The organism is Vicinamibacterales bacterium, from assembly GCA_035699745.1.
Taxonomy (GTDB): domain Bacteria; phylum Acidobacteriota; class Vicinamibacteria; order Vicinamibacterales; family 2-12-FULL-66-21; genus JAICSD01.
In genome coordinates this window covers 50,710-75,627 of sequence record DASSPH010000072.1, presented here as the reverse complement: position 1 = coordinate 75,627, position 24,918 = coordinate 50,710, and the positions used below count along the sequence as shown (strand labels likewise).

Sequence of the window (24,918 nt, the reverse complement as noted above, 5' to 3'; positions counted from 1 at the left end):
AAGTGAAGGCGCAGAAGCTGGCCGTGGTGCGCAGCGTGCTGCGCGTGCTGATGCTGGGAGGGCTGGCGATGCTGGCGGTGCTGCTGCCCGCCAGGCCGGCGCTCGCGTCGTCCCGCGCGCGGCGGCAATCTCCCAACAACGCCGGCATTGTCGTGATCGTCAGCGATCAGGCCGGACTCGTGGTGCGGGACGCGAAGGTGACGGTCGTCAACGCACAGACCGGCGCGGCGCGCGAATCGATCTCGGGCGCGGACGGAAGCGCCTCCTTTCCGGCGTTGTCGCTCACCGGCACCTACACCGTCACGGTTTCGAAGCCGGGGTTCGGCGACGAGACGCGCGGCGCCATCAGCCTGCGTTCCGGCGAGGTCGCGACGCTGCGCGTGCGGCTGCTGGTCGGCACGGAGCAGGCCGAAGTGATGGTTTATGGCACCGACGCCGGCGTCCGCGCCGACGCGCAGATCGGCCGCCGGCTCGACAGCGCCGCAATCGACGAAACGCCAATCCTCGGCCGCAAGATCACCACGCTCCCGCTGCTCAATTCCGCCTTCCGTCAGGGGAAGGGAACCGGCGATCTCTTCGTCAACGCCACCTACTTCATCACCGGCTCCGGCAGCCGGCGCACGACGACCTACATGCTCGACGGCGCCAGCAATGACGAGGGCTGGGGACGCCAGACGATGCTGACGACGCTGCCGCTCGGCGCGGTGCAGGAAGCGGCGGTGCTGACGAATGCGTTTTCCGCCGAGTTCGGCTGGACCGCCGGCCCGGCGTTCAACATCGTCACCAAGTCCGGCACCAACGCAGTGCGCGGCGAAGGCATCTATCTGATACGGCCGGGCGGCATGCAGGCGAGGAGGTTCGGCACGGCCGGGTATTGCCCGCCCTCGGTGCCGACCTGCACGACGCCGCCGACGCTCGCCGCGATCAACCCGGCCGATCTGCCGGACGAGCTGCACCAGGTGTCGGCCTCGGCGGGCGGCCCGATCGCGAGGGGCAAGACGTTCTTCTTCGCCTCGGGGGACTACACGCTGCAGGACCGGACGACGTTTCTGTCGAGCACGCTGCCGGCCTTCGTGCTGCCGGCGAACGGCAGTCTCGAATACGTCGGCAAGTACCGCCAGCGGCTGTTCAACGGACGGCTCGATCACAAGCTCTCCTCTGCGCAGTCGCTCATGGTGCGCGTCAATTACGATCGCTTCTACGACACCAACCCGAACGACGCGGTGGTCGGCACCAGCGCGCCGACGGTGGCGCGGCGCTACACGCGCGGCTCGCGTTCGGCGCAGGTCAATCACACGGCGGTCGTGCGCGCTACCCTGCTCAACGAGGCGCGTGCCGCGTATCTCGACGGCGCGCCGGTGACGCTGTGGGAGGCGCAGAACCCGTCGACGGCGTATACCCGCGGCGGCCCGGTGCCGTTCACCATCGGCGAGTCGCGCGCCGCCGACATCCGGGGCCACCAGTTTCAGTTCGCCGACACGGTGTCGTGGTCGCGCGGCCATCACAACGTCCGCGCCGGCGGCAGCATCATCCGGCACGCCACCGGCGGCAGCGGCAGCGAGCCCGGCCAGGCCACGCTCGGCACCTTCACGTTCCTGAGCACGACGACGGCGCCGTTCAGCGCGCTGACGCTGGCCGACGTGCAGCAGTACTCGCAGCCGGTCAGCTACGGCATCACCAGCTATGAGATGCAGCAGTGGATGTCGGTGCTCTTCGTGCAGGATCGCTTCCGGGTCAGCGATCAGTTCACGCTCGACGCCGGCCTGCGCTACGACCGCCAGACGCTGACGACGGACGCCGACAACGTGGCGCCGCGTCTCGGCTTCGCGTGGCATCCGGCGAACGGCGCGGGCACGGTGGTGCGCGGCGGCTACGCGATGTATTACACGCAGATCCGCGCCAACGCGCTGGCGAGCGCGCTGACCGGCGGCCTCGACGGCATCGTCAGCTACACCGCGGCGCCGGGGCAGACCGGGTTCCCGGTCTGCCTGACCTGCGTGCCGGTGGCCGTCGATCCGCGGACGCTGCCGTTGTCGCAGCAGCCGGCGCGCAACATCACGATCCGCGCCGGGCAGGCGGCTTTCCATCGCGCGCAGTTCGCCAGCTACGGCCTGGACTTCGATCGGCTGCCGGACTATCCCGGCGCGTTCGTCAACCCGCGCAGCCAGGTGACGTCGATCGGCGTCGAGCGCCAGATCGCGCGCGGGCTGCTCGCCGGCGCCGACTACGTGCACCAGCACTGGACCGATCTCGATCGCAGCGTCGATCTCAACGCGCCGGCGCCGTTCGACCGCACCGCCCCCGGCCAGGTGCGGACGGTCGCCGCGGCGAACGCCACGCGGCCGATCGTTCCAGTCAACGGCGGGGTGCGGAACGTCAACGTGCTGATGAATCTCGGCACCGCCGACTACGACGGCCTGCAGGCGCAGATCAGCTATCGCGGCAGCGCCAGGTTCCAGGCGGCGCTCAGCTACACGCTCGCGAAGGCGACGAACACGACGGAGCCGGACGGCAACGGCATCGGTCCGAACGACCCCAACATCGCCCGCCTCGGCGAGGAGGAGCGCGGCCCGAGCGTCGTCGATCAGCGCCACCGCGCGGTGATCACCGCGAGCTACGCCCTTCCCTACGACATCACCGCCGGCACGCTGATGCAGTTCGCGTCGGCGCGCCCCTTCAATGCCGTGACCGGCATCGACAACAACGGCGACGGCGCCAACAACGATCGCCCGGTGGTCAACGGCGCGGTGCTGCCCAAGTCCGCCTTCCGCGGCACCGGCACCCAGGACGTCGGGCTGTTCGTCGAGGGGCGGCTGAAGATGGGCGGCCACGCCATCCTGCTGCGGATGGAGGGGTTCAACTTCTTCAACCACGCCAACATCCTGGGGCGGGCGCAGACCACGTACGGCGATGCCGCCGCCGCCAATCCGACGTTCGGCCAGGTGGTGGCGGCGGGCGCGGCGGCGAACGCCCTGCCGGCGCTGGCCAACATCGACCCGCCGCGCATGTTCCAGTTTCAGGCGCGTTTCGTGTTCTGAGCGGGTGTGCAGATGTGTGCAACCGGATGGCGCTTTGACGCCATCCGGCCGATAATTCCCGCATGGCTGCAAGACCCACCTGGAAAGGCTTTCTGAAGATCTCGCTGGTCAACATCCCGGTGCGGGTCTTTCCCGCCACGGACTCGGCGGCGACGATCAGCTTCAACCAGCTCCACGGCGAGTGCCAGACGCGGATCCAGCAGAAGCGCTGGTGTCCGAAGTGCGAGCGGGAGATCCCACTGGCCGAGATCGTCAAGGGCTACGAGTTCGAGAAGGGGCGCTACGTCGTCATGGACGAGGAGGATCTCTCCAAGGTCCGGCCCGAGTCGACGCGCGTCATCGATCTCGTGCAGTTCACGCCGGTCGAGTCGATCGATCCGATCTACGTCGAGCGGCCGTACTATCTGGCGCCCGACGGCCAGATGGCGCTGGAGGCGTTCGCGGTGATTCGCGAGGGGATGAAAGGGAAGGCGGGCATCGGCCGGCTGGCGCTCTACGGGCGCGAGTACCTGGTCGCGGTGCAGCCGAAGGACAAGGGGCTGGTGATGTACACCATGCGGCGCGCCAACGAGGTGCGCAGCATGGATGCGATCGACGAGCTCGCCGGCGTCCCCGCCAAGGTGAAGCCCGAGGAGATCAAGATGGCCAAGCAGGTCATCTCGAACTTCGAGGGCGAGCTGAACCTCGCCGACTACAACGACGCCTACCAGGAGGAGCTGCAGCGCATCATCGACGCGAAGATCGCGGGCGAGGAAGTGGTGGCGACCGAGGAGCAGGCGCCGCCGAAGGTGGTGAACCTGATGGACGCGCTGCGCCAGAGCCTCGATCGGGTGAGCAGCACCAAGAAGAAGACGGTGAAAGTCGAGGCCGAGGCTCCGGCGAAGGCGAAGGCCGCGCCGGCGAAGAAGCGCGCCCGCGGTTAGAGCCCGCTCCGCGCGTCTCTGTGCGCGCTGTGTTCGAGGCCGCCGGTCGTCCCCGGGCGCCGGTCCACGCGCCCGACCGCCGGACTACCGGCTGCCGAACTGCTTGAAGATCTGCTCGCGCACGTACTGAGCGGTGGTGCCGGATCCGGCCCGGACCGTCAACGTCGCGGGGGCGTTCCCGCCGACGTCGATCCGCCAGCTGTCCGGCCTGGCATCAGGGCTCACGCTCACTGGCGGATCGCCGGCGCCGAGTTCGCGCAGCACGATCCGCGCGATCCGCTCCAGTTCGCGCGTTTCCATCGGAAACGCGACTATAGCACTACTGCACGACGACCGAATCCAGCGTGCACGTGGCAGCGGCCGCGGTGTTGTGGCTGGTGACCGCCAGACCGACGTAGACGGTCGCCGGCATCGAAATGCTGTCGCTGCCGACGAGCGTCCAGTTCACGCCGTTGGCCGATTCGTAGGCAGTGAACAGGTTGCCGTTGCGCTGCAGCTTCACCCAGCGCGGCGCCGTGGACAGCGTCCCCGCCGTGCTGACGCTGGTGCCGCCCGCCAGCCCGCGGCGCTGGAACGCCATCCCTTTCGCCGCCGACGCCAGCATGAATGCGTGGGGCGATCCCGCCGAGAGCGAGGCGCGGATCATCACGCCGGCCTTGACCCAGGCGTGGATGCCCTGCGGGATCGAGGCGACGCGGGCGACGATGGTGCCGTCGCCGCTCAGCGAGCGATACGCGAAGTGGAACGCGTCCGCCGTGCCCCAGATGTCGGCGCCCGATCCGGTCACCGAGTACACGCCGTTCGAGAACGTGGCGTCGCCGGCGATCGTCGTCGCGCCGATGTCCGCGTGCGACCACCCCGACGGCAGACCCGTCGGCGGCGGCTGGCTGCTCACCGTGACGGTCACGCCCGCCGACGTGGTCACCGCGCCGTCGTCATCCGTCGCGCGCGCGGTGAGGGTATAGGTTCCTGCCGGCACGTTCGACCACGTCAACGCGTACGGGGAGGTCGTGTCCGTTCCCATCAGCGTCGTGCCCACGTAGAAGTCCACCTTCGCCACCGTGCCGTCGCTGTCGCTCGCCGCCGCCGCGACACTGATCGTCGCCGGCGCCGTGTAGCTCGCGCCCGACGCCGGACTCGTCAGCGCCACGCTCGGCGGCTGGTTGGCCGGCGGCGGCGTGCTCGACGAGACCGTGACGTTGTCGAACGTCGCCGTCGCGGTCACGCCGCTGACGTGGCTCGACACGGCGAGGCCCACGAGGACCGTCGAGCCCATCGCGAAGGTGTCGCTGCCGACCACCGTCCACGTCGCGCCGTCGGCCGACTCGTACCCGGTAATCAGATTGCCGGCGCGCACCAGCTTCACCCAGCGCGGCGCCGTGTTCTGGCTGCCCGGGCTGCTGACGCTGGCCGCTCCGTCCGACGTGCGGCGCTGGAAGGGCACGCCCTTGGTCGCCGACGCCGCGACGAGCATGAATCCATGCGCCGCGGATGGCGACAGCGAATTCCGGATCATGACGCCGGCCTTGACCCAGGCGTTCACGTTCTGAATCGAGGTCACGCGCGCGACGATGGTGCCGTCGCCGGTCAGGGTGCGATACGCATACTGGAACGCGTCCGCGGTGCCCCAGACGTCCGCCCCCGCGCCCGTCACGGAGTACACGCCGTTCGAGAACGTCGAGCGCCCGGTGGCGCCGGTCGCGCCGACGTCGGCGGCGCTCCACCCCGCCGGAAGTCCGCTCGGCGGCGGCTGTCCCTCCGTCACCGTGATCGACACCGGCGAGGACGTCGTGGACGCGCCGCCGTTGTCGGTCGCGACCGCCGTCAGGTTGTAGGTGCCGGCGGCGGCATTGTTCCAGACGACGGTGAACGGCGCCGACGACGAGGTGCCGACGAGCGTACCGTTGGCGAACACGTCGACCTTCGTCACCGTCCCGTCGCTGTCCGACGCGTTCGTCGTCACCGTGATGGTGGCCGGCGCGGTGAACGTGGCGCCGCTCGCCGGAGACGTGATCGCGACCGACGGCGGCAGGTTGCCGGGGGCGGTGCCGGCAGTGGTGAAGCTCCAGATCGGACCATCCGCCTCCATGTACGCCATCGTCTTCGAGACGATCCGCCAGTAGTAGCGGGTGCCCGGCTGCAGCGGCGGCAAGGCGTAATACCGGTAGTCGCCGAAGTACTGGCTCGGGCCGAGCCGCCGGTTCGCCTCGAGCAGCGGCGGATTCGGCGTCGTGCCGAAGTAGATGTCGTAGAGATGCGCCCACAGCCCGGCGTCGAACGACAGCGAGACGCCGGTCGTCGGCACGTTGGTGGCGCCGTTCGCCGGCAGGTTGTAGCTCGGATGGTCGGGCGGCAGCGGCGTGAAGGGCTTGGTCTCGATCTCGCCGTGGCCGTTGGTCCACTTCCGCTCGAACAGCGCCTCGAGATAGTCGTAGATCCACGGCTGCGACGTGAACATGTTGTGCTCGCGCTGCGAGTCGCTCGACGGCGAGGTCCAGTTCGACGAGCCGAAGATCGAGAAGCTGGTGCCGCGCAGCATGACCAGCTTGGCGTGGTTGATGCCCTGGTGCCCGTCGAAGCGCACCTGCGCGCCCGCCTTCCACATCTTGTCGACGTTGTAGGCGTCCCACAGGCGCGAGGCGTTGCGGTACTCGGTCTCGTCGGTGATCAGCCGCACCGGCACGCCGCGCTGCATCGCCGCGATCATCGCGTTGGTGTGCTGCTCGTCGGTGATGCGGAACATCATCACGTCGATCTGCTGCTGCTCCTGGTTGTAGGCGCTGATGGCGCGGGACCGGTAGCTCTCGTCGGGCGGGAAGTTGAGCTGCGGATCGATCGGCGAAATCGGATAGCTCCGCACCAGCGGCTCGTTGGGGCCGATGTTGGCGTAGTTGGCGAACTCGGTCGTGCTGATCCAGAGATCGTCGAACTTGGTCATGAAGCTGCGGACGATCGACGGATCCTTGCTGAAGTAGACGATCTCGTCGGTGAAGTTGACGTAGGGGATCTCCGGCGTCAGTTCGAACGGCGCGTAGTTGGCGCCGGCGAACTGGACCTGCCCCTGCGACGCGAAGATGATCATCTTCCAGTGCAGGATGCCGCCGGCGACGCGGTTGCGCATCGGCAGCCCGGCGTCGCGCAGCTGATCGTTCTGCGCCGTGCAGGCGGGATGCGACCCCGAGCAGCGCGGATCCATCAGCAGCCGGATCTTCACGCCGCGCTGGGCGGCGCGGACCAGCTCGTTCGAGTAGCGCGCGTCCGTCATCATCCAGTAGGCCATGTCGATCTGCTGGCTTTCCTGCTGGATGTACTTGAGGATGTCGGCGCGGCAGTCCTCGAACGTCGGGTCGCACAGCCGTTCCTGCGGCGCCAGGAACTGGGCGGCGGCGGGGCGTTCGGCGAGGCCGAGGAAGAATGCGGCGAGCGCAACAGTAATGAGGTACGAAACACGTCCATTAGTCACAGCGCTCGACGCCACTGCGAGGCTGATGCCACTTTTGTCTGACGGATTCGAGCCCGGCCGTTCGCGCGGTTGAGAAGCCAATGCCCCAGATCGGGCAAGGAGCGTAACTCGACCGTCCGGTAACCGGCTTCCGAGCCGGCGGGCGAGGTCGAGCGTCCGCAATACCTTGCGGGGCGAAGCTCAGTTGGGAAAAAAGACCGCGAAATGGGTGGGGTGGATGACGGGACTCGAACCCGCAGCGTCCGGAGCCACAGTCCGGTGCTCTACCTTTGAGCTACACCCACCATTCGTCGCGTGATTGGCGGCGGAGCCCTTAACTGTATCACGCCCGCGCGGTGGCGACGTCTCCGCGGGAATCGTCCTCGTCGTCCGCGTCCACGCCGAGCTCGGAGAGGTGCCCGTTCGACACCGCGACGGCGGTGCAGTGGACGCGCTCCGACTTCCGGCCCTTGGCGTCGTACATCAGCATGTCCGCGCGCTGAATGAGCTCGGCCGCGAGCTTCCGCGCGAACCCGCGCCGCTCGCCGATCGGCCCCATCCTGAGGCACACGACGCCGACGTCGACGTTCACCGGCCGCGAGCTGAGCCGGCGCTCCTCGCGCGACCAGTCGTGGGATTCCACCGCCGTCTTGAAGCGGCTGGCGATCTCCACCGCCTGACTGCAGCCGGGCAGGTCGGGAATGAGGAAGCAGAACTCGTCGCCGCCGAAGCGCGCGTGCAGGTCGCGCCCCTCGCCGCGCTCGACCGCGAGGAAATCCTGCGAGCGAATCTGGTCGGCGAGGATCCGCGCGACCCCTTCGATGATGCGGTCGCCGATCGCGTGCCCGAGATTGTCGTTGTACCACTTGAAGCTGTTGATGTCGACGACCCCGACCGAGCACCAGCGCACGCGCTGTTCCACCGCGAGGTACGATTCCACGCGCTCCATGAACCAGTCGAAGTTGAGAAGCTTGGTCTTCGGATCGCGATGGCTCTTGTCGGTCAGGTCCGCCACCACTTCCTCGAAGTAGCGCGCGATATTGCTCACCGTCACGTCTTTTTCCGTCAGCTGGTGCTGCAGGCGGTCCATCTTCTCCGCGAACCCTTCGGAGAGGGCGCGGATGGCATCGTGCTTCGATTCCTCGACGAGCTGCCGCTGCCGCGACACCACGTCCTCGACGCGCTGCAGCAGCTCCGCCTCGCGCTCGGCGTCGAGCTGCAGGCGGTCCTGGACCCACTCTCGCAGCTCTGCTGTCGTGCGCTCGTTGTTCTTGGGGGTGCGTACGGGTCCCATAGTGGAGATGCCGCGTCAGAAGTTACAAGGGCTGTGCCGCTTTTCGTTCCAGCGCAAGGCGCACCGCGAACATCCGACAAGCGCCGGCTCGGGTTATACTTAGCCCCACCCGGCAAAATGCGCACACGCCCGCTCGTCCTCATGGTGGACGACGATGTCGATACACGCGAGATGTACGCGTGGAGTCTGGAGGCACGCGGCTTCGACGTTCTGGCCGCCGGCACGACGTCGCAGGGTGTCGAACTCGCGCAGGCGCGGCGCCCGGACGCGATCGTCACGGACTTCACCCTGCCGGGCGAGGACGGGTTGAGGCTGGCCGAGCGCGTCCGCGACCTGCCGGGTAGCGCGGCCACACCGATTGTGCTCGTCAGCGGCAGGGCCTTCGTCGGCGATGCCGGCGCCCGCGCTTCCGAGCTGTTCGATCGCATCCTGCTGAAGCCGGTCCTGCCCGATCAGTTGATCGGCAACGTGACGGCCGCGATGCTCGACCGCGCCGCTGCCCGGCTGCTCCGGCAGCTCGATGCCGTGCGCACCCGCGCGGCTGCCGTGCCGCGCACGAGCGACGTCAGCCAGATCCTCGAATTGGTGAGCGAGGTCGCCGCGGACGGCGACACCCCTGCCGCGCTCGTGGCCGACGACGCGGCGCACTACATCGGGGTCAACGACGCCGCGTGCGCGCTGACCGGACGCTCGCGCGAGGAGCTGCTCTCGCTGCACGTGTGGGATCTCACGCCGCCGCGCGTGCTGGCCGACGGACGGAAGGCGTGGTCTCAATTCGTCCGCGCGGGGACGCAATCCGGCGCCTACGTTCTGACGAAACCATCCGGCGGAGAGGTGGAGGCCCGCTTCGCGGCGCTCGCCGACATCCTGCCGGGCTGTCACCTCTCGCTGCTCCAGTCGGTCCCGCCCGCGTTGCTGCCGGACGGCGGCGCTTAACTCAGCCGTTTCGTCGCCGCAGGTCCGGTGCAAATCCGGGCAGGGCGGCTCGCGAGATCGGCGAGAATGATAGGTCCGCGGACCATGGACCGAACCCTGATAGTGGACGACTCTCCAACAATGCGCCGCATGGTGATGGCGTCGCTCCGCGACGTCTGTCATGGCGGGTTTTCGGAAGCCAGCAGCGGACTCGAAGCCATCGAGCAGCTCGCGCTCGGACCGGTCGGGCTGATGGTGCTCGATCTGAACATGCCGGACATGCACGGGCTGGAGGTGCTGCGCTTCGTGCGCAATCATCCGCTGTTCCGCAGGCTGCCGGTCATCGTGCTCACCACGCGCGGCGACGAGGACAGCCGCGCCGCCGCGCTCGCCGCCGGCGCCTCGTTGTATCTGACCAAGCCGTTCGCGCCGCACGCGCTCGCCGGGCACGCGCGCGCGCTCACCGGCGGCTCCACTCCGGAACGCGTCGAGAAGGCATGAGCGACGAGACGCCGTTCGCCGCCGGCTTCATGGACGAGTACTTCGCCGAGTGTGACGAGCACCTCGCGGCGATGCGGCGGCTGCTGCTCGATCTCGAATCCTCCGCCGCCTCGCACGAGCCGGTGCGGCCTGCCGTGCTCGAAGAGCTGTTCCGCAGCTTTCATTCGATCAAGGGGATCTCCGGGATGGTGGAGCTGCGCGAAGCGGAGACGCTGGCGCACCACATGGAAAGCTATCTCCGCGGGCTGCGGCAGCGCGATGCCCGCCTCACGGACGAAGGGCTGGACGCGCTCGTCGCCGGCGTCGATCTGCTGGAGCGGATCATCGCCGCGCGGCGCGACAACGAACCCGCGCCCGCGTCGGAGCGGGTGATCGGAATGCTCGCGGCGACCGCGCCCGACACGGTGACGGCTCCGGGCGTCCCGGCGGCGGCGCCGCCCGATTCGCGGCCGCTGTGGCGCGTCACCTTCGCCCCCTCCGCGGCGCTGCTCGCCCGCGGCATCAACGTCGACAGCGTCCGCGCCCGGCTGCGCGATCGCGGCGAGATCCGCACGGCGTCCCCGCGCATCATGTCGGGGGGCATCGCCTTCGAGTTCCTGCTCGCCGCCGATCTCGACGCCGACACCGTCGCCAGGTGGCAGGAGGACGGCATCGAGGCCGCCCCCGTCGTCGAGGACGCCGCCGAGCCGGCGCCCGCCGCGGAGCCGTCACCGCGGGAGGCGCAGCGCGTCGGCCCGTCGCACGTCGTCCGGGTCGACCTCACGCGCCTCGACGATCTCATGCGCATCATCGGCGACCTGGTGATCAGCCGGGCACGGCTCGATGCGGCGCTCGACCGCATCGCGGCGCGGGTGCCGCCGGTCGAGTGGCGCGTCGTGCAGGAGCACGCGCAGACGCTCGATCGCCATCTCCGCGACATGCGCGAAGGGGTGACGCGCCTCCGCCTCGTCCCGATCGGCGAAATCTTCCGCCGGATGCCGTTCGTCGTCCGCGATCTGGCGCGCGACTCCGGCCGCCGCGTGCGGCTGGAGCTGCACGGACAGGAGACGGAGATCGACAAGTTCCTGATCGAGCGGATGATGGATCCGGTGCTGCACCTCGTGCGCAACGCCGTGAGCCACGGGTTCGAGCCGCCCGGCCAGCGGCTCGCCGCCGGGAAGCCGGAGGAAGGGACCCTCACGTTGTCCGCCGCCAGCGTCGGCCACACCGTCGTGCTCGAGATCGCCGACGACGGCCGCGGCATCGATGCGGCGGCGGTGGCGGCCCGCGCGCAGGCGCTGGGGCTCGAGGTGCCGGCGGGACCGCTCGATCCGCGCACGCTCCTCGATCTGATTTGCGCTCCGGGGTTCTCGACCCGCGACGAGACCGATCGCGCCAGCGGCCGCGGCGTCGGCATGGCGGTGGTCAAGTCGACCGTCGAAGAGCTGAACGGCACGCTGTCGCTGCAGACCGCTCCGGGGGAGGGGACGCGCTTCGTCATCGAGCTGCCGCTGACGCTGTCGATTGCGGACGCGTTCATCGCCCATGTCGGCGAGCGGACGTTCGCGGTGCCGCAGGGGAACGTGCGGGAGATCGTCGAAGTGGATCCGGCGTCGATCCGCGCGGTCGAGCGGCACGAGATCGTGCCCTTCCGCGGCGGGTCGCTGCCGCTGGTGCGGCTCAGCCGGCTGTTCGGCCTCGCCGAACGGCCGCGGCGGGCGCTGCACGCGTTCGTGGTCGGCTCCGGCCAGGATGCGGTGGGCATCGCGGTGGATCGCGTGAGCGGGCAGCGCGAGATCGTGGTCCGCGGCATGTCCGACGCAATGGTGCAGGCCGACGGCGTCGCCGGGGCGACGGATCTCGGCGACGGCCGCGTGGTGCTGATCCTCAACCTGCCCGATCTGGCGCGGCACGCACGGGCGCGCGCGGCGCGGACGGCCGAACCAGGAGGGCGCTGATGGCGGCGGCCGAGACGTTCATCCTGTTTGCCCTTGCCGGGACCACCTACGCCGTGCGGAGCCGCGACGTCGCGCACGTCGAGATGATCGAAGACGTCACCGCCGTGCCGAACGCGACCGCGTTCCTCGACGGCGTGGTGTTCTCGCGCGGCGAAGTCGTGCCGGCGCTGAACCTGCGGGCGCGCTTCGGCTTCGAGCGCGCGCCCTACGATCTGTCGACCCGCCTGCTCGTCGTCCGGGCCGGCGGCCGGACGGTGGGGCTGGTGGTGGACGCGGCGCGCGAGTTCGCGTCGATCGATCCCTCGACGATCCAGCCGCCGGCGGCGGCGCTGACCGGCCTGAGCGGCCGGTATCTCGAAGGCGTCGCCAACATCGGCGATCGCCTGATTCTCGTGCTGAACCTGGAGGCGGTCCTCACGTTCAGCGATCCGGTGCTCGAAACCCATGCATGAAGAGGCACGCCATGGCAACCCGTAAGATCAACGGCCGCGCCACCCGCGTCGCGCCGCGCTTCGATTCGCGGCTGGTGATGAGCGAGGCGCAGCAGCTGACCGCCACCGCCGGCGCGATCAGCCGCATCACCGAGGATGTCGCCGAAGGGGCGGACGTCCAGCTGCGGGCGATGGATCGCGCCGCCGCGAGCGTCAATCAGATGGCCGCGTCGCTGAAGGAGACCTCCAGCCAGGCCGAATCGGTGGCGGTCTCGGCCGAGGAGCTGGTCTCCTCGATCAACGAGATGGCGGCATCGATCGAGCAGGTGACCGCGAATACGACGAGCCTGTCGTCGGCGGTGACCCAGACCTCGACCTCGATCGAGCAGAGCGCGTCGTCGATCCAGCACGTCACCGCGACCGCCCAGGAGATGGCGGCGGCGGCGCAGCAGGTGAGCGCTTCGATCGCGGCGATGGCCGGGACGGTGCGCGGCGTGGCGCGCGACACCGAGGGCCTGACGACCTCCGTCGAGCAGACGGGGAGCGCGGTGAACGAGATGGCCAGCTCGATCAAGGAAGTCTCGGCCAGCACCGACGATCTCGCCGCCGCGGCGGAGGAGACGTCGTCGTCGGTGAACGAGATGGCGGCGTCGGTCGAGGAAGTCGGCGCGATGACCGAACGGCTGGCGACGGCGGTCGAGCAGAACGCCTCCGCGATCGAGCAGATGTCGCGGTCGGTGCAGGGGGTGGCGCAGAGCGGCACGCGGATCAGCGACGTGGCCCGCGACGCCGGCGTCAGCGCCACGCAGATGGAGCGCTCGATCGCGTCGGTGGCGGCGCTGGCGCGCTCGGCCGAGGAAGTCTCGCGCCGGGTCTCGCACGACGCCGAGGAAGGGGGCGCCTCGCTGCAGCGCTCGATCCAGGGGATCGGGCGGATGCGCGAATCGATGGTGCAGTCGGCGGCGGTGATGCGCGAGATGGGCAAGCGCACCGGCGACATCACGTCGATCGTCGACACGATCAATCTGATCGCCGAACGCACCAACCTGCTGTCGCTGAATGCCTCGATCGAAGCGGCGCGGGCCGGCGACGCCGGCCGCGGCTTCGCGGTGGTGGCGGAAGAGATCCGCAACCTGGCGGATCGCTCGGCGAAGGCCACCGCCGACATCGCCGCGATCATCAAGGCGCTCCAGGAAGTCTCGCACGACGCGGTGACCGCCTCGAACGACGGGCTGCGCGTCGCCGACGAGAGCAGCGTGCTGGCCGAAGCGGGGGCCTCGGGACTGAAGAAGATCCTCAACGGCGTCTCGGAAACGGTGACGCTGGCGGCACAGATCGCCGCGGCGACGGCGGAGCAGCGGAGCACCGGGCAGTCGGTGGCGGCGGCGATCGCGGCGACGACCGATCAGGCGCGAATCATCGCCACCGCGACCGCCGAGCAGGCCACCGGTGCGGCGCAGATCGTCCAGGCGACCACGCAGATGCGGAAGATCGCGCAGGAGGTCACCAAGGCGGTCGGCGAGCAGGGACGCGCCTCGCGCGACATCCTCAAGGCGGCCAACGGCACGTCCAGGCTGGCGGTGCAGCTGCGCAAGGCGATGTCGGAGCAGGCGAAGAGCGCCGCCGAGATCGCGCAGGCCAACGAGGTGATGCGGCGCGGCGCGGCGGCGACGACCCGCGCGGTGTCGCAGCAGGCGGTCTCGACGGAGGAGATCGTCAAGGCTGCCGACGGTCTCACCCGGATGGTCGCCGGCGTCACCAAGTCGATGTCGGAGCAGAGCGCGGCGTCGGTGCAGATCGCGGCGGCGGCGGCCTCGATGCGGCAGCAGGCGGATCAGTCCGCCAAAGCGCTGAGGGAGCAGGCGCGGGCGATGAAAGACATGACCGCCGCGGCGGCGAATACCGCGAAACAGATCAAGGGCATCACCGTCGCCAACAAGGAGCACTCGCAGGCGGCCTCCTCGGTCCTCGAGGATCTCGGGGAATTGCGCCGCATCTCGGATCGCAACGCCGCGGGCGTCCGGCAGACGCGCGAGAGCACGGCCGATCTGGTCCGTTCGGCCCAGGCGTTGACCAGCATCGTCGATAGCCTGTCGACGAAACCGCATTGATCGCCCCGCCGGAGCAATCCGGGGGCGGCGCGCCCGTGCCGCTCGGCATCCTCACCGTGGATGCCGCGCTGGTCGTCCGCACGTGGGACGGCTGGCTGGCTGCCAGCACCGGGATTGCCGCCGCCGACGCGGTCGGCCGTCCCCTCGCGGACGTCGTCCCCGATCTGGAGGCCCGCGGATTCCTGCAGCGCTTCGCCCGGGTGCTGGCGACGGGCGAGGTGCAGGTGCTCGCGCCCGCGTTCCACCATTACCTCGTGCCGTGTCCGCCGCGGCAGCCGTCGAGATTCTTCGATCGGATGCAGCAGCGCGTGACGCTCGGGCCGCTCCGCGAGGGCACCGGGATCGTCGGGGTGATGGCGACGGTCGAGGATGTCACCGCGCGGATCGACCGCGAGCGCGAGCTCACCGAAGGGCTGCGCGCCGACGACTGGACGGTGCGGCGGACGGCGATCAGCGAACTGTCGCGCGAGGCGGATCCGGACCTGTTCCATGCGCTGGTCGAGGCGCTGCGGGTGGAGCATCGTGACTTCAACGTGCTGAGCAGCGCGCTGCAGCTGCTCGCGGCGTCGGAGCTGGATCTCACCGGACCGCTCGTCACGCTGATGGCCGATCCGGATCCGGGGCTGCGGATGCAGGCGGCGCTCGCGCTCGGCGAGCGCCAGACCGCGGGCGCGGTCGAGGCGCTGATGGCCGCGCTGCAGGATCCCGACATCAACGTCCGCTTCCATGCGATCGAGGCGCTCGGCCGCATGCGCGCCGGCGACGCCGTCGACGCGCTCGCCGACCTCGCCGAATCCGACGACTTCTTCCTGGTGTTCCCGGCGGTCGATGCGCTCGCGCGGATTCACGACGCGCGGGTGGTGCCGCGGCTGATTCCGCTGCTGCGCCGGCCCGACATCACGCAGCCGGTGGCGGACGCGCTCGGCGAGCTCGGCGGCGCGGAAGCGGTGGCGCCGCTCGCGGCGGTGGTGAACGAGACCGGGCATGCGGCACCGGTCGCGCGGGCGCTGGCCCGCATCTACGAGCGCTACGAGGAGCACTACGCGGGGGGCGCGCTGATCGTCTCGGAACTGCAGGCGGCGATCGCCCCGTCCGGCGCGCAGCGCCTGCTCGACGCGGTGGATGCCGCGAGCGCGGACGACCTGCCGGGACTGGTCACGGTGCTCGGCTGGCTCCGCGGCCCGGCGGTCGAGCGCGCGCTGGCGCGTCTGCTCGGCCAGCCGACGGTGCGTTCGGCGGTGATCGAAGCGATCGCGCGCCGCGAGGCGAGCGCGGGGATCGTCGACACGCTCGTCGAGCAGCTGCGCGCCGACGACGCGGACGTGCGGCTGGCGGCGATCGCCGCGCTCGGCCGGATCGGCGATCGGCGGGCGGCGCCGGCGCTCGCCGCCACGCTCGATCGTCCGCGTCGGGAGATCGTCGCCGCCGCGTCGGCGCTGGCGCGCATCGGCGATCCCTCGTCGTTCGAGGCGCTGCTGCCGCTCCTCTCGCACCAGGACGCCGCGGTGCGGCAGGCCGCGATCGGCGCGCTCAACTCGCTCGGCCATCCGGCAATGGCATCCCGGGTCGCGGCGCTGTTGTCCTCTCCCGACCCGCGCACGAGGGAATCGGCGGTCCGCATTGCCGGCTACTTCGGCTATCCGGACTGCGTCGACACGCTGATCGAGCGCTGCGCGGACGCGGACGACGCCGTGCGCCGCGCGGCCGTGGAGCATCTGCCGTACCTGGACGACCCGCGCGTGGCCGCGCAGCTCGCCCGCGCGCTCGACGATCCCGCGGCGCGGGTGCGCGCCGCCGCGGCGCAGGCGCTGGCGCACCTGGCGTCCGCCGCCGCGCGCGAGCCGTTGCGCCGCGCGCTGCAGGACGGCGATCCCTGGGTCCGCTACTACGCCGTGCGATCGCTCGGCGAGATTCGCGACGGGTCGGCGCTCGAGCGGCTGTCCGCCCTCGCCGCCGCCGATCCGGCGATGCACGTGCGGATTGCGGCGCTGGAATCGTTCGGCGCGATCGGCGAGCCGGCGGCGCTCGACGTGCTGCTGCAGTATGCCGGCGATGCGGAAACCGACCTCGCGGCCGCCGCGCTCCGCGCGCTCGGCCGCTTCGATGCCGATCGCGCCAGAGCCGCCTTGAAGAACGCCCTCCGGGCGCCGGACGCGATGCGCCGAACGGCGGCGGTCGCCGGGCTGCGCGCCAGCGCAGCGCCGGACGCCGTCGATGCGCTGGCCTGGACCGCCGGCGCCGACACCGACGCCGCGGTCGCCGCGGCGGCGATCGAGGCGCTCGGGGCCATCGCCGGCCGCAGCGGCGATCCGTTTGCCCGCGCCGCCGCCGCGCTGCTCGCGCTGACGGCGGATCCGGCGCGCCGCGATGCCAGCGTGGCGGCGCTGGCGCGGCTGCCCGAATCGCGCATCGCGACCATTGCCGACGGCCTGTCTCACCTGCAGCCGGACGTGCGCCTCGCGACGATCGACGTCCTGGCGCGGCTGCGCCATCCCGACGCCTCGGCCGCGCTCCGCACGGCGCTCGAGGATGCCGACGCCGCGGTGCGTGAAGCGGCGGTGACCGCGCTCGATCGCCTGGGCGCGCGCGGCACGCTGCGGCTCTTCGCGCGAATGGCGCGCGAGGACTCGTCCCGCGCGGTGCGGCGCGCCGCCGCCGCGGCGCTGGGCCGCGCCACCGATGCGCCGCTCGTCGGCGACGGCCATGAGGATCGGTAACCGCCGCGATGGCCCCGCACGCCGACGGTCTGGGTCTCTCGACCAGCGCGCTGCCGCTGCTGCGCGATCTGATTCACGAGCGCGCCGGCCTCTTCTACGACGACGCGCGCCTGGAGATGCTCGCCGACCGCGTGTCCCCCCTGGTCGTCGAACGCGGCTTCGACTCGTTCATCGACTACTACTACCTGCTCAAGTACGACGATGCCGCGGCGGGCGAATGGGGCCGCCTCATGGACGCGCTGTCGGTGCCGGAGACCTACTTCTGGCGCGAGATCGATCAGGTGCAGGCAGTCGTCACCCACGTCGTCCCGGCGCTGCTCGCCGCGGCGCCGTCGCAGCCGATCCGCATCTGCAGCCTTCCCTGCGCGACCGGCGAGGAACCGCTCACCATCGCGATGGCGCTCGAGGAGGCTGGGCTCTTTTCCCGCGCCCGGATCGAGATTCACGCGGCCGACGCCAGCGCGGCGGCGATCGCAAAGGCGCGCGGCGGACGATTCCGTCAGCGGGCGTTCCGCAGCCTTCCCCCGGCGCTGCAGGCGCGCTACTTCACGCGCGACGGCGACCAGTGGATCGTCCAGCCGTCGCTCCAGCGGCGCATCACGTCGTGGAGCGTCGTCAATCTGCTGTCGGAAGCGGAGACCGCCGCTGTCGTCCGCGCCCCGATCGTCTTCTGCCGCAACCTGTTCATCTATTTTTCACCGGCCGCGATCGTGCAGGCGGTCGCGCAGTTCGAGCGCGCCATGCCCACGCCGGGCTACTTGTGTCTCGGCGCCTCCGAGTCGCTGATGCGGCTGCAGACCAGGTTCGAACTGCAGGAGATCGGCGGTGCGTTCGTGTATGTCAAGCGCTGAGCGAAGGGTAAGAGGAGCCGATGCCTGAGATAGTGCGCGTGCTCGTGGTGGATGATTCCGCCTACGTGCGCAAGGTCGTCACCGAGATGCTCGGGCGCAGCCCGTTCATCGAAGTCGTCGCGGCGGCGCGCGACGGACGGGAGGCCCTCGATCTCACCGCCGAGCTCAATCCCGACGTCGTCACCTGCGATCTGAACATGCCGCAGATGGACGGCGTGACCTACGTGCGCGAGCAGATGGCGCGCCGCCCGCTGCCGATCGTGATCATCAGCATCGCGGACGGCGCGGGGGAGCAGGTGCTCGCGGCGCTGGACGCCGGGGCCGTCGACTTCGTCCAGAAGCCGACCGCGCTCGCCACCGAGCGGCTGATGGACATGGCCGAGGAACTGGTCGAGAAGGTGAAAGCCGCGGCCCACGCGCCGCGGCGCGCCGTCGCGCGCGGCACGCCGCTGCCGGCGATCGTGGCCTCGCCGGCGCGAGGCCGCGGCACCTACGACGTGGTGGTGATTGGCGTCTCCACCGGCGGTCCGCAGGCGCTGAAGGCCGTGATCCCGGCGCTGCCCGAAGACTTCCCCGTGCCGGTCGCGATGGTGCTGCACATGCCGCTGGGCTACACCGAGATGTATGCGCGCAAGCTGGACGAGATGTCGCGGCTGCGCGTGGTGGAGGCCTCGGCCGGCCAGCTCGTCGAGCCCGGCACCGTGTTCCTCGCTCCGGCGGGACGCCATCTCAGCCTGCGCCGCGACGGCGCGAGCGTGCGGACCCACCTCGACATCCGTCCCCTCGACACGCCGCATCGCCCCTCCGTGGACGCCCTGTTTCAGTCGGCCGCGGAGGTCTACGGGGAGCGCGCGCTCGGCGTGGTGATGACCGGCATGGGGGCCGACGGCCGCGAGGGGGCGGCATGGATCAAGGCCCGCGGCGGCGGTATCCTTACGGAAGCCGAAGAAAGCTGCGTCGTCTATGGCATGCCCCGTTCCGTGGTCGAGGCGGGGCTCAGCGACGCCGCCGTGCCCTTGGAACGGATCGCGCAGGCGATCATGGAGCGCGTATGAGTCCGAAGGTGCTGTTGGTGGACGATTCGGGCCTCGCCCGCCGCAGCACTCGCCGCGTGCTCGAGCAGGCAGGCTACGACGTCGTCGAGGCGGAAGACGGCCTCTCGGCGCTCGAGCGCTTCGCCGTCGACAAGCCGGACGTCGTCCTGCTCGACCTGGTCATGAAAGGCATGTACGGGCTCGACGTGCTGGAAAAGCTGCGCGAAATGGATCCGATGGCGCGGGTCATCGTCGTGACGGCCGACGTGCAGACGTCGTCGCGCGACATGGTGCAGGCGGCGGGCGCCGCCGGCTTCATCAACAAACCGGCTCCTCCGGGCGAGGTGGTCGCAACGATCGAGCAGGTCCTGAAGGGCACGACGCCGTGGAACTGACTCAGACGCAGCAGGACGCGCTGATCGAGCTGCTGAACATCGGCTTCGGCCGCGCCGCGTCGTCGTTGTCGCAGCTCACCGGCCACCGGGTGCTCCTCGAGGTGCCGCAGGTGTCGGTGCACCCCATCGACGAGCTGAACAAGGCGCTGCAGGCGGTGCTCACGGACGAAGTCGCCAGCGTGCACCAGATCTTTTCCGGCCCGGTGGGCGGCGACGCGCTGCTGATCCTCGACTACCACGCAGCCGGCATGCTGAAGGAGCTGCTCACCAGCGAGCCGCCGCTGCCGCTGCCGCTCGACGCGTCGGCGCGCGAAGTGCTCACCGAGGTCGGCAACATCCTGCTCAACGCCTGCCTCGGCACCTTCGGCAACATCCTGAAGGTGCAGGTCTCGTTCTCGGTGCCGCGTCTCAATCTCGACACGCTCCACGAGGTCATGCGCTCGCTGCTGGTCAATCGCGAAGGGCTGCGCTACGCCCTCGTCGTCCACGCCGGCTTCAAGCTCCGCGACGCGGAAGTGAAAGGCTATCTGGTGATCGTCCTCAGCGTCGCATCGCTGGACCGTCTGATCCGCGCCGTCGAGGAATGGGAGCACCGCGAGGGGCGCGCGTGAACCAGCCGCTCGCGGTCGGCCGGCCGGATCTGCTGACCACCGCGATGCTGCGCTGGTTCGACGACCTCACCGTGCAGGGCATCCTCACGACGGACGCCGCCCTGGTGATCCGGAGCTGGAACCGCCACCTGGAAGAACACAGCGGCATCGCTGCGGCCGACGCCGTCGGCCGCCGGCTGGTCGAGGTGGTGCCCGACATCGAGGCGCGCGGCCTGGACGTTCACTTCCGCGCCGCGCTCGCCGGCGAGCCCCGCGTGCTCTCCCACCGCTTCCACCGCTACCTGATTCCGGCGGCTGCCGGACAGATGGAGAGCGCGCAGACCGTGCGCATCGCCCCGCTCGAAGTGGATGGCGCGATCGTCGGCACCATCGCCATCGTCGAGGACGTGAGCGACCGGGTGATCACCGAACGCGAGATGCGGCGTCAGATCGAGGCGGCCGAGACGGCGCGCAGCGTCGCCGAGGAGGCGGTGCGCGTCAAGGACGAGTTCCTGGCGACCCTGTCGCACGAGATCCGCACGCCGCTCAACGCCGTCCTCGGGTGGACGAAGATTCTGCTCGGGCGCCAGGTCGACCCGGCGATGCTGACCCGCGCGCTGCAGGTGATCGATCGCAACGCCGTGGCGCAGACGCGCTTGATCGACGACATGCTCGACATGGCGCGCATCATGAGCGGCAAGCTCCGCCTCGAGATGCAGCCGGTGGATCTGGCGAACATCGCGATCAGCGCCATCGACGTCGTGTCGCCGGCCGCGACCGCCAAGGGGATCTCGCTGCTCACCAAGATCGACACCGCCGAGCCGTGGATGATGGGCGATCCGGATCGCATGCAGCAGATCGTCTGGAACCTGCTCTCCAACGCGGTGAAGTTCACCGAGACGGGCGGCCGCGTCACGCTGGGCATCGCTCGCGACGGCGACCTCCTCCGGCTGTGGGTCGAGGACACCGGCCGCGGCGTCTCTCCGGACTTCCTGCCGCAGATGTTCGAGCGCTTCCGCCAGGCCGACTCCTCGTCGAGCCGCCGGCACGGCGGCCTGGGGCTGGGGCTGTCGCTGGTGCGGCAGCTCGTCGAGCTGCATGGCGGGCAGGTCAGCGCGGCGAGTGTGGAGGGGCAGGGCAGCACGTTCACCGTCACCTTCCCGGCGCGCACCGAGCTGACGGCCGACGACGCGAGCGAGGCCGGGGAAGCGGATCCGGCAGCGCTGTCCGGCCGGCGCGCCCTCCTCGTCGAGGGAGCGGCGGATGGACGCGGCCTCGTCACCGCGGCACTGCAGGAATTCGGCGTGATGATCACGCTGGCAGCCTCCTCGCGCGACGCGCTCTCCGCGCTCGACGCGGCGGCCGCCGTCCGCCAGCTGCCGGACGTGATCATCTGCGACATCGGCCTGCCCGACGAGGACGGCTACCGGCTGATGGAGCAGTTGTCGGTGCGGCCGAAGTCGCGCGGCGGCGCGATTCCGGTGATCGCCCTCACCAGCCACGGCCGTCCGCAGGACAAACGCCGCGCGCTCGCCGCCGGCTTCCGTCTGCACCTCACCAAGCCGGTCGCCCCGGGCGCGCTGGCCACCGCGGTCAGCAGCGTCCTCGCCCGCTAGGCTCTCCGCTCACCAGATATCGCCGACGGTGAACCCCTCCGGGAACGGATCCTGCGGATCGACCACGTACTGAGCGAAGCCGGTGATCCAGGCAGTCCCGGCCAGTTCGGGGACGACGGCGCGATGCGGCCCGACGGTCGTTTCCTCCAGCAGCGTGCCCGTGAACACCGTGCCGAGGATGCCCTCGTGGCGGAACGGCTGGCCGAGGGCGAGCGCGCCGCGCGCGTGCAGCGCCGCCATCCTGGCGCACGTCCCGGTGCCGCACGGCGAGCGATCGATCGCGCCGGTCCACGTCGACGGACGATCCCAATCGAGCTTGCCGGTGGAGACGACGACGGCGTTGCGGCGGTGATTCTCCGGCACCACCGGGGGGCCCGAGAGCTGGGCGATGGTGACGTCGCGGATCTCCGGATTCTCGGGATGGACGACGGGCAGCTGCTCCTGTGCCGCGGCCTTGATCAGCTCGCCGATGCGGGTGATGTCGCGCCCCTCGTCGGGCGTGAGCCGGAGCCCGAACGGCGCCGCGTCGGCGATGACGTAGAACATGCCGCCCCAGGCGACATCGACGGTGACGCGGCCGAGCGTCTTCACCTCGATGACGGCGTCGAGGTGAACCGCGAACGCGGGAACGTTGCGGAAGGCGACGCGGGTGACCTTGCCGCCGCGGCACTCGGCGCGGACGCCGATCAACCCGGCGGGAGTCTCGAGGGTCAGGGTGGTGACCGGTTCCCGCATCGGAATCATCCCGGTCTCGAGGAGCGCGGTGGTCACGCAGATCGTATTCGTGCCCGACATCGGCGGGTACTCGACCTGCTCCATGATGACGAACCCGGCGTCGGCCTCCGGCCGCGTCGGCGGCAGCACGAGGTTGCAGTTCGCCGCCGGGTAGCCGCGCGGCTCGCGCAGCATCCGCTTGCGCAGCCCGTCCTCGTGGCGCGCCAGGTGCTGCATCTTGTCGAACATCGTGCGCCCCGGCACGTCGCGCACGCCGCCGACGATCACCCGCCCGGGCTCGCCGCACGCGTGCAGATCCACCGCCGCAATCATCGATGAGAGTCGCATCGCCGGCGATCGTATTACGATGACGTCTTCGATGACACCGGAACTGCGGCTGATCGCCGCGCCCGTGCGCACCTACGCGATGCTCGCGCGCCAGCCGTCGCCGCTCCGTCCGGCGGCCTGGCTGCGACGGCCGCTCCTCGCCTGTCTGGCGATCGGCCTGTCGATGGCAATCGCGGGGACCGGGCACGTCACGCCGGCGCTCGTCCTTCGCACGACGGCGGCGTGGTCGTTCGTGATCGTGCTGCAGATCGCCATCGCGTTCGTGGTCGTGGCCGCGCCGGCGCGGCGAACCGTCGGCATCCCGCGCGCCCTGGATCTGTTTTTCGCGAGTCACGCACCCTGGTCGCTGTGGATGCTCGGCGCCGCCGCGATGCCGGCGCCGGCCGGACGGCCGCTGCTCCCGCTCCTGCCGCTGGCGTTGATCCCGCTCGCCATCACGGTGCGGGCGATCAGGGCCTTCTTCCGCGAAGTGCTGCGCCTGGATGGCCGCGGCGCGGTGTGGCGCACCGCGGTCCATCAGGCGATCACCTGGACGACCCTCGGCGTGCTGTACGGCGCCAGCGTCGCGCTCCAGCCGCGCATCGTGGGCGCGCTGGCGCAGTGGTTCGCCGCGCCGTGACGGCGCGCGTGATCGCATGGGTCGGGCTCATCGGCTGCATCGCGCTGGGCGCGGCCGGCGGCGCCGCGGTGGAGCGTCCGCCGCTCACGGCCGGCGGCTACACCGTGCTCGCCGCCGACTTCCACGTTCACAGCTTCCCCGGTGACGGCGGCCTGCTGCCGTGGGATCTGGCCGGCGAAGCGCGCCGCCGGGACCTCGACGCGATCGCGTTGACGAATCACAACAGCCTGTTCTCGTGGCGCGTCGCGCAGCGTTTCGGTTCGTCGTTCGACGGCACGATCGTGCTCCCCGGGATCGAGCTGACGTCGTCGGGGTACCACATCGCGGCGATTGGGGTTCGCGAGGTCGTGCCGTGGCGCCAGTCGCCGGTGCAGGCCGCCGCCGCGATTCACGCGCAAGGCGGCCTCGCGATCGCGGCGCATCCCCTGGGTCCGGTGCCCTCCGCCTGGGACGCTGCCGCCCTCGCCGCCGTCGACGGGTTCGAGGCCGCGTCCTCCAGGGACACCGTCGCGCAGACGGCGCCGTTCATCAGGCAGGCCGTCGCGCGGCGTCCGGCACTCGCGCCGTTCGGCGGCAGCGATTTCCATTACTACACGCCGCTCGGGGTGAACCGGACGTTTCTCTTCGTGACCGGCCGTTCGCGCGACGGCATGTTCGAGGCCATCCGAAGCGGACGTACCGTGGCCTGCGACAGCCGCGGCGAGGTGTTCGGACCGCCGGCGCTGCTTGCTCCCGTGGCGGCCGAGTGCCGCCGCGTGGCGACGGCCCGCCCCTCGGGATGGCACTGGGTCGACGGCGTGTCGACCGGCGGCGCCTGGATCAGTCTCGTGGCGCTCATCGTCCTCGGCCCGCGCGACCGCTCAGTTGCCCTGTGACCGCGCCTCCGACATCAGCGCGGTGACTTTCCTGACGTAGTTCTGCGTTTCCCTGAACGGCGGGATGCGGCCATACTTCGCGACGTTGCCGGGCCCGGCGTTGTAGCTCGCCAGCGCGAGGCGCTCGTCGCCGCGGTGCGCGTCGAGCAGTTGCCGCAGGTAGCGCGCTCCGGCCATGATGTTCTCCCGCGGGTCGAGCGGATCGCTGACGCCGAGTTCCGCCGCCACCGGCGGCATCAACTGCATCAGGCCGAGCGCTCCCACGGGGGAGACCGCCAGCGCGTTGAAGCCCGATTCCGCCTGCATGACCGCGCGGATCATGTGCGGGTCGAGGCGGTACAACCGCGCCGCCTCGAGAACGATGTCGTCGTAGGCGGATCGGGGGTCGATCGGGGCCACGATGCGATCGATCGTGTACGAGACGCTCGGCTGTTTCTGACGGATGTCGCTTACGGTCGAGGTGACGACCCTTGCGGCGCTGGGCATGGACAGCGTCGCGGCCGTGAGCAGCAGCGTGCGCATGCCGGCGCGCCGGCGATCGCCGCGCCGCCGCTCCTTCGATCGGCG

Annotated in this window: 20 protein-coding genes and 1 tRNA gene; 15 read left to right on the top strand and 6 right to left on the bottom strand. The window is 70.5% G+C overall.

Features of this window, described 5'->3' with window-relative positions:
• Positions 1–2: 2 nt before the first annotated feature.
• Together VFK57_17840 and VFK57_17835 are read left to right on the top strand one after the other, a co-directional pair.
• Entirely contained in the window at positions 3–3,038 is a 3,036-nt protein-coding gene (locus VFK57_17840; protein HET7697583.1) for a TonB-dependent receptor, read from the top strand.
• 62 nt (positions 3,039–3,100) lie between these two features.
• The gene (locus VFK57_17835) at positions 3,101–3,961 is read left to right on the top strand and encodes a Ku protein (GenBank protein HET7697582.1); all 861 of its coding nucleotides are present in this window, start codon (positions 3,101–3,103) and stop codon (positions 3,959–3,961) included.
• A gap of 84 nt (positions 3,962–4,045) precedes the next feature.
• Here VFK57_17835 and VFK57_17830 read toward each other — a convergent pair whose 3' ends face one another.
• The 4 genes from VFK57_17830 to VFK57_17815 form a co-directional block, all read right to left on the bottom strand.
• Entirely contained in the window at positions 4,046–4,261 is a 216-nt protein-coding gene (locus VFK57_17830; GenBank protein ID HET7697581.1) for a hypothetical protein, read from the bottom strand.
• A gap of 19 nt (positions 4,262–4,280) precedes the next feature.
• Entirely contained in the window at positions 4,281–7,424 is a 3,144-nt protein-coding gene (locus tag VFK57_17825; protein ID HET7697580.1) for an Ig-like domain-containing protein, read from the bottom strand.
• Positions 7,425–7,633: 209 nt separating this feature from the next.
• Positions 7,634–7,708, bottom strand: a tRNA-His gene (locus VFK57_17820).
• A gap of 38 nt (positions 7,709–7,746) precedes the next feature.
• Positions 7,747–8,697: a GGDEF domain-containing protein gene (locus VFK57_17815; GenBank protein HET7697579.1), complete on the bottom strand. Its 951-nt coding sequence runs from the start codon at positions 8,695–8,697 to the stop codon at positions 7,747–7,749.
• Between the two features lie 117 nt (positions 8,698–8,814).
• On the opposite strand from VFK57_17815, the gene VFK57_17810 reads away from it, so the two are divergent.
• The 11 genes from VFK57_17810 to VFK57_17760 all read left to right on the top strand — a co-directional run bounded on the left by VFK57_17810 (position 8,815) and on the right by VFK57_17760 (position 21,795).
• Positions 8,815–9,633, top strand: coding sequence for a response regulator (locus VFK57_17810; protein ID HET7697578.1), 819 nt, complete (start codon positions 8,815–8,817; stop codon positions 9,631–9,633).
• A gap of 66 nt (positions 9,634–9,699) precedes the next feature.
• A complete protein-coding gene (locus tag VFK57_17805) occupies positions 9,700–10,113 on the top strand; it encodes a response regulator (protein HET7697577.1) in 414 nt (137 codons plus the stop codon).
• Entirely contained in the window at positions 10,110–12,050 is a 1,941-nt protein-coding gene (locus VFK57_17800; protein HET7697576.1) for a chemotaxis protein CheA, read from the top strand. Before VFK57_17805 ends, VFK57_17800 begins: the two co-directional genes overlap by 4 nt.
• Positions 12,050–12,502 carry a chemotaxis protein CheW gene (locus tag VFK57_17795; protein ID HET7697575.1) on the top strand — a complete coding sequence of 151 codons (453 nt, stop codon included), beginning with the start codon at positions 12,050–12,052 and terminating at the stop codon, positions 12,500–12,502. Before VFK57_17800 ends, VFK57_17795 begins: the two co-directional genes overlap by 1 nt.
• Before the next feature lie 11 nt (positions 12,503–12,513).
• Positions 12,514–14,592, top strand: a complete 2,079-nt coding sequence (locus tag VFK57_17790) for a methyl-accepting chemotaxis protein (GenBank protein ID HET7697574.1) — start codon at positions 12,514–12,516, stop codon at positions 14,590–14,592.
• Between the two features lie 35 nt (positions 14,593–14,627).
• Positions 14,628–17,309, top strand: a complete 2,682-nt coding sequence (locus tag VFK57_17785; protein HET7697573.1) for a HEAT repeat domain-containing protein — start codon at positions 14,628–14,630, stop codon at positions 17,307–17,309.
• 8 nt (positions 17,310–17,317) lie between these two features.
• On the top strand, positions 17,318–18,160 hold the full coding sequence (locus VFK57_17780) for a CheR family methyltransferase (GenBank protein ID HET7697572.1): 843 nt from the start codon (positions 17,318–17,320) through the stop codon (positions 18,158–18,160).
• A 20-nt stretch (positions 18,161–18,180) separates the two neighbouring features.
• Positions 18,181–19,215, top strand: a complete 1,035-nt coding sequence (locus tag VFK57_17775; protein HET7697571.1) for a chemotaxis response regulator protein-glutamate methylesterase — start codon at positions 18,181–18,183, stop codon at positions 19,213–19,215.
• Positions 19,212–19,589, top strand: coding sequence for a response regulator (locus VFK57_17770; GenBank protein HET7697570.1), 378 nt, complete (start codon positions 19,212–19,214; stop codon positions 19,587–19,589). Before VFK57_17775 ends, VFK57_17770 begins: the two co-directional genes overlap by 4 nt.
• Entirely contained in the window at positions 19,580–20,200 is a 621-nt protein-coding gene (locus VFK57_17765) for a chemotaxis protein CheC (GenBank protein HET7697569.1), read from the top strand. Before VFK57_17770 ends, VFK57_17765 begins: the two co-directional genes overlap by 10 nt.
• On the top strand, positions 20,197–21,795 hold the full coding sequence (locus VFK57_17760) for an ATP-binding protein (protein HET7697568.1): 1,599 nt from the start codon (positions 20,197–20,199) through the stop codon (positions 21,793–21,795). Before VFK57_17765 ends, VFK57_17760 begins: the two co-directional genes overlap by 4 nt.
• A gap of 9 nt (positions 21,796–21,804) precedes the next feature.
• Here VFK57_17760 and VFK57_17755 read toward each other — a convergent pair whose 3' ends face one another.
• Positions 21,805–22,857 (bottom strand): proline racemase family protein, encoded by a 1,053-nt coding sequence (locus tag VFK57_17755; GenBank protein ID HET7697567.1) that lies wholly within the window; start codon positions 22,855–22,857, stop codon positions 21,805–21,807.
• Positions 22,858–22,888: 31 nt separating this feature from the next.
• Between VFK57_17755 and VFK57_17750 the strand changes: the two genes are divergently transcribed.
• Positions 22,889–23,476 carry a hypothetical protein gene (locus tag VFK57_17750; protein ID HET7697566.1) on the top strand — a complete coding sequence of 196 codons (588 nt, stop codon included), beginning with the start codon at positions 22,889–22,891 and terminating at the stop codon, positions 23,474–23,476.
• Positions 23,458–24,351, top strand: coding sequence for a CehA/McbA family metallohydrolase (locus VFK57_17745; protein ID HET7697565.1), 894 nt, complete (start codon positions 23,458–23,460; stop codon positions 24,349–24,351). Before VFK57_17750 ends, VFK57_17745 begins: the two co-directional genes overlap by 19 nt.
• Here the strand turns inward: VFK57_17745 and VFK57_17740 are convergent.
• Positions 24,337–24,873 (bottom strand): lytic transglycosylase domain-containing protein, encoded by a 537-nt coding sequence (locus VFK57_17740; GenBank protein HET7697564.1) that lies wholly within the window; start codon positions 24,871–24,873, stop codon positions 24,337–24,339. The genes VFK57_17745 and VFK57_17740 overlap by 15 nt on opposite strands.
• Positions 24,874–24,918 lie beyond the last annotated feature (45 nt).